The organism is Cellulomonas biazotea, from assembly GCF_004306155.1.
Taxonomy (GTDB): Bacteria; Actinomycetota; Actinomycetes; order Actinomycetales; family Cellulomonadaceae; genus Cellulomonas; species Cellulomonas biazotea.
The window spans coordinates 1-4598 of record NZ_BIMR01000143.1; the positions used below are offsets into that span (position 1 = coordinate 1).

Consider the following 4598-nt stretch of genomic DNA (forward strand, 5'->3'; position numbering starts at 1 on the left):
GGGTCGAGGCCGAGGTCGCGGCACGTCGCGGCAGCGCGCGCGGCGACCTCCGCCGACCCGGGCTGCAGGCCGTGGTCGACGACGACGGCACCTGCGCGCAGCGCCCGCGCTCCGCGCCGACCGGACTGCCGAGCCGACCGGCGGGCGACGAACGCCGTCGCGGCCGCGAGCGCGAGCGAGTCCGGCCCGCCCGAGCACGCGACGAGCACCAGGGCGTCGGCGGGCAGGTCCTCGACGCACGCGGTGACGGCACCGCGGACCGCGGCGACGCGCGGGTCCGGACCGCTCACGACCGCGGCGTCGTCACACGCAGCGCACCCGGCCGCCCGCACGCCCACCGACCCGTCGACCCGACACGACCCGGCGACGCCTGCGTCGTCCCAGCACCCGGCCGTCCGCACGCCCCACGACCCGTCGACCCGACACGACCCGGCGACGCCTGCGTCGTCCCAGCACCCCGCCGCCCGCACGCCCAACGACCCGTCGGCCCGACACGGTCCGGCGACACCCGCGCCATCCCAGCACCCGGCCGCCCGCACGCCCGCCACGCGGCGGGCGCGGCCACGGCGGGCGCCCCGTGCGTCATCCGTGCACCCGGCGGACCCAGGACGCCGGGTCCGCGATCTCGGCCGGGCTCGGGAGTGCGTCGGGGCCGGACCAGACGGCGTTGAAGCCGTCGCGACCCACCTGGCCCTGCACGGCGCGGACGAACGCGGCGCCGTCGCGGTACTGCGCGAGCTTCGCGTCGAGCCCGAGCATGCGACGCAGCACGCGCTCGAACCCGCGGGCCCCGGCGCCCTCGTCACGCTTGGCCTCGAACTTGCGGCGGATGGTCCGCACGGACGGCACGACGCGGCGTCCGACGGCGTCCATCGCGACGTCGGCATGACCCTCGAGCAGCGCCATGACGGCGCCGACCTGCTCGAAGACCTCCCGCTGTCGAGGGCTGAGGACGTCGAGCACGCTGGTGCCGTCGTCGGGGCCGACGACCGCGCGGACGAGCGTCGAGAGCATGTCGGCGGCGCTCGTCCCGTCGGGGGCGGTCGGGCGGCGCCCGCCCTCGCCGGGCACGGACGCGGCGAGGTCGGCGAGCAGCTCGGCGGACCGGCTGCGCAGGACGTCGGCGAGCCACGGGGCGGCGGCGAACTGCAGGGCGTGCGTCTGCTCGTGCAGGGCGACCCACAGCCGGAAGTCGGCGGGGTCGACGCCCATGGTGCGTTCGAGGTGCAGCACGTTGGGGGCGACCAGCAGGAGCCGGCCCTGCTCGCCGGGGGCGGCGGTGAAGGGGTCGAACTGGCCGAGGACCTTGCCGGACAGCAGCGCGAGGACCCCGCCGACCTGCGCGGCGCCCACGGTGCGGGTGCCCGGCGGCGGGACGAGCGGCGTGCCGTCCCGGCGGTGCGCGAGGGGTGCGGCGAGGAGCGCGAACATCTCGGTGTTGGCGCGCGCCCAGCGCGGGCGGTCGACGACGAGCACGCGCGACACCTGGTCGGGCGGGGTGCCGTCGACGGCCGTCAGGCCGGTGATCTCGGCGGCGTGACCGCCGGCCCGGTGGGCGGCGTCCCGCAGGCCGGCGACGAGGTCCTCGACCTCGCCACGCGTCGCGGCCGGGCCGGGGCGGGCCAGGCGCCCCGCGATGCGCGCGGCGGTCGGCCAGTCCACAGGGGCGGCGCTGTCGTCCATCAGGTCACCGTAGACGGCGGGCGCAGGGGCGTCAGGCGCAGCCGCACCCGGACAGCGACGTGACGAAGCCGTCGATCGCGGCGCGCGGCCCCCACTGCCCGCCGTCGGGCGTCTGGTCGGCGAGGACCACGAACACGAGCTGGCGTCGGTCCGCGGACATCACGGTGCCGGCGAGCGCCGTCACGTGGGGCAGGCTGCCCGTCTTCGCACGGGCCAGGCCGCGGGCGGTCGACGACGTGAACCGGTCCGACAGGGTGCCGGTGAGCCCGGCGACCGGCATGCCGGTCGCGACCTCCCGCAGGCCGGGGTGCGCGGGGTCCGTCGAGCGACGCAGCAGGTCGAGCAGCAGGTCGGGTGCGAGGACTGACCCGGCACCGAGGCCCGATGCGTCGGACAGGTGCGCGCCGGTCGTGTCGACGCCACCCGCGGCGACGGCGTGCAGCACGGCCTGCGCGCCGCCGTCGAAGCTCGCGGGCAGCCCGGCGTCGATCGCGACGAGCCGCGAGACGACCTCGGTGATCGTGTTGTCGGACGTGTCGAGGAAGTAGTGGACGACGTCCTCGAGCGGTGCGGACCGCACCTCGCCGAGGGTCGTGCCGCCCTCGGGGGCGTTCGTGCGCTGCGGCGACCCGCTCACGGTGATGCCGACCTCGGCGAGGCGCTGCGCGAACGTGCGGGCGGCGGCGATCGACGGGTCGGGGTACCGCGGCGGGTACTCGCCCTCGCGCATCTTCGCGATGTCGACGGCGAGCGCCGTGACGGGTGCGACGAAGCCGGCGGTGACGTCGGACGGGTTCCAGGTCGGGCTGAGCGTGGGGGCGGCGAACAGGGTGTCGTCGACGCCGAGGCTCACGGTCGTGCGGCCCTGCAGGGTGAGCTCGCGGGCGACCTGGGCGGCGAGGTCGGCGAGGCCGGCCCGGCCGACGGTCGCGTCGGGGTCGCCGGCGCCTGCGGCGAGCATCATGTCGCCGCCGCCGACGAGCACGATCTGGTCGCCGCTCTGGACGACGGTCGTCGGCAGCGTGACGTCGGGGCCGAGCGTGTCGAGCGCGGCGACGGCCGTGACGAGCTTGGCGGTCGACGCGGGGGTGCGGCCCTGGTCGGGCAGGTGGGACGCGAGGACCTCGCCGGTGAGCTGGTCGGCGACGACGACGCCGACGCTCGCGCCCATCCGCGGGTCGACGACGAGACCGTCGACAAGCGCTTGCACGGCGGCCGCACCGGGCACGGGGGCCTGCGCGTCGAGCTCGCCGAGGGCGGCGACGGCCGGCCCGGGGTCGACCGCGCCGGGGGCCGTCGGGAAGGGCGACGGCGGGGCGGGCGTCGGCGCGAGCGTGACCAGGCCGGGGGCGACGTCGTAGGCGTCGGCCGTCGCGTAGGCACCGCCCGCGAGGACGACGACGAGCGCCGCCGTGCCGACGACGCGGACCGCTGTGGCCATGATCACCTTGTTCCTGCCGGGACCGGGACGGGACGCCCACGCACCGGTGCGTCAGACTACTGTCCGAGACAAGGGCGCCCCCGACACACCCGGCGCGCCGTCACGACGACTGAATGTCGCCGGGTCCGCCGACCCCGTCACCCGGGCGCGGACGTGGTGCGGAGGAGTGCTGTGGAGTTCGACGTCACGATCGAGATCCCCAAGGGGCAGCGCAACAAGTACGAGGTGGATCACGCGACGGGCCGCATCCGGCTCGACCGGATGCTCTTCACCTCGACCCGGTACCCCGACGACTACGGGTTCATCGAGGGCACCCTCGGCGAGGACGGCGACCCGCTGGACGCGCTCGTGCTGCTCGAGGAGCCGACGTTCCCCGGCTGCCTGATCCGCTGCCGCGCGCTGGGCATGTTCCGGATGCGCGACGAGGCGGGCGGCGACGACAAGGTGCTGTGCGTCCCGACGGGCGACCAGCGCGCCGCGTGGCGCCAGGACATCGACGACGTGTCGGACTTCCACCGTCTGGAGATCCAGCACTTCTTCGAGGTCTACAAGGACCTGGAGCCCGGCAAGTCGGTCGAGGGCGCGCACTGGGTCGGCCGGGCCGAGGCGGAGGCCGAGATCGAGCGGTCGCGGCAGCGCGCGATCGACACGGGGTACCACCAGCACTGACCGGTCGGCGGCCGTCCTGCCGGACGGCTCCGCGGCCACGCGCGGTCGACGACCACGCACGACGGCCCGCCGTCCCTCCGAGCGAGGGGTGGCGGGCCGTCGTCGTGCCGGGGTCGACCGTCGGCAGACGGTCAGGGGCGCCCGGCGAAGGGCATGGTGCCCGACCAGCGCATGGGCACGACGCGCACGGGCTTGTCGTAGGTCGGCGCCTCGACGATCTGCCCGTTGCCGGCCCACATGGCGACGTGGTGGATCGCGTCGGGGTTGTTCGGGTCGGTGGACCAGAAGACGAGGTCGCCGGGGCGCAGCTCGTCGTAGCTGATCTTGAGGACCTGCTTGTACTGGTCGCGCGAGGTGCGGTTGAGGTTGACGCCCGCGGCGCGCCACGACTGCATGGTGAGGCCGGAGCAGTCGAAGCCGTCGGGCCCCGCGCCGCCCCACACGTAGGGCTTGCCGACCTGCGTCTTCGCCCACTCGACGGCGGCGGCGCCCGCGGCTGCGGAGCCGCGCGAGCGGCCCGTGCCGAGGCCGTTCGGGGTCGTCGGCGCGGTGACGACCGGCGGGGCGACCGGGGCGACCGGCGGAGGCGTGGTGCCTCCGGTCGAGCCGCCCGTGGAGCCCCCGGTCGTGCCGCCCGTCGTCCCGCCGGTGCTGCCACCGGTCGAGCCGGTGGACCCGGTCGACCCGGTCGAGCCGCCGTTCGTCCCGCCGGTCCCCCCGGCGGCGGGCGGTGCGGCGGGCTGGTTGGCCTGCGGCGTGGAGGGCTGAGCGGCCGGCGGCGCGAGGGCCGCGGCGCGGGCGGCGG

At 76.6% G+C, this 4598-nt stretch carries 5 protein-coding genes; 1 reads left to right on the plus strand and 4 read right to left on the minus strand.

Features of this window, described 5'->3' with window-relative positions:
- From CBZ_RS10460 to dacB, 3 genes are all read right to left on the minus strand, one after another.
- Nucleotides 1–290, minus strand: a 290-nt coding sequence (locus CBZ_RS10460; RefSeq protein ID WP_281274871.1) for a PP-loop family protein, incomplete at its 3' end; no start/stop codon positions are given.
- Nucleotides 291–582: 292 nt separating this feature from the next.
- Nucleotides 583–1683, minus strand: coding sequence for an Rv3626c family coenzyme F420 biosynthesis-associated protein (locus tag CBZ_RS10465; RefSeq protein ID WP_130781502.1), 1101 nt, complete (start codon nucleotides 1681–1683; stop codon nucleotides 583–585).
- A 31-nt stretch (nucleotides 1684–1714) separates the two neighbouring features.
- Nucleotides 1715–3124, minus strand: coding sequence for a D-alanyl-D-alanine carboxypeptidase/D-alanyl-D-alanine endopeptidase (gene dacB / locus CBZ_RS10470; RefSeq protein WP_130781503.1), 1410 nt, complete (start codon nucleotides 3122–3124; stop codon nucleotides 1715–1717).
- A gap of 171 nt (nucleotides 3125–3295) precedes the next feature.
- Between dacB and CBZ_RS10475 the strand changes: the two genes are divergently transcribed.
- Entirely contained in the window at nucleotides 3296–3793 is a 498-nt protein-coding gene (locus CBZ_RS10475; protein WP_130781504.1) for an inorganic diphosphatase, read from the plus strand.
- A 131-nt stretch (nucleotides 3794–3924) separates the two neighbouring features.
- On the opposite strand, the gene CBZ_RS10480 is transcribed toward CBZ_RS10475, so the two are convergent.
- Nucleotides 3925–4598, minus strand: a 674-nt coding sequence (locus tag CBZ_RS10480; RefSeq protein ID WP_130781505.1) for a C40 family peptidase, incomplete at its 5' end; no start/stop codon positions are given.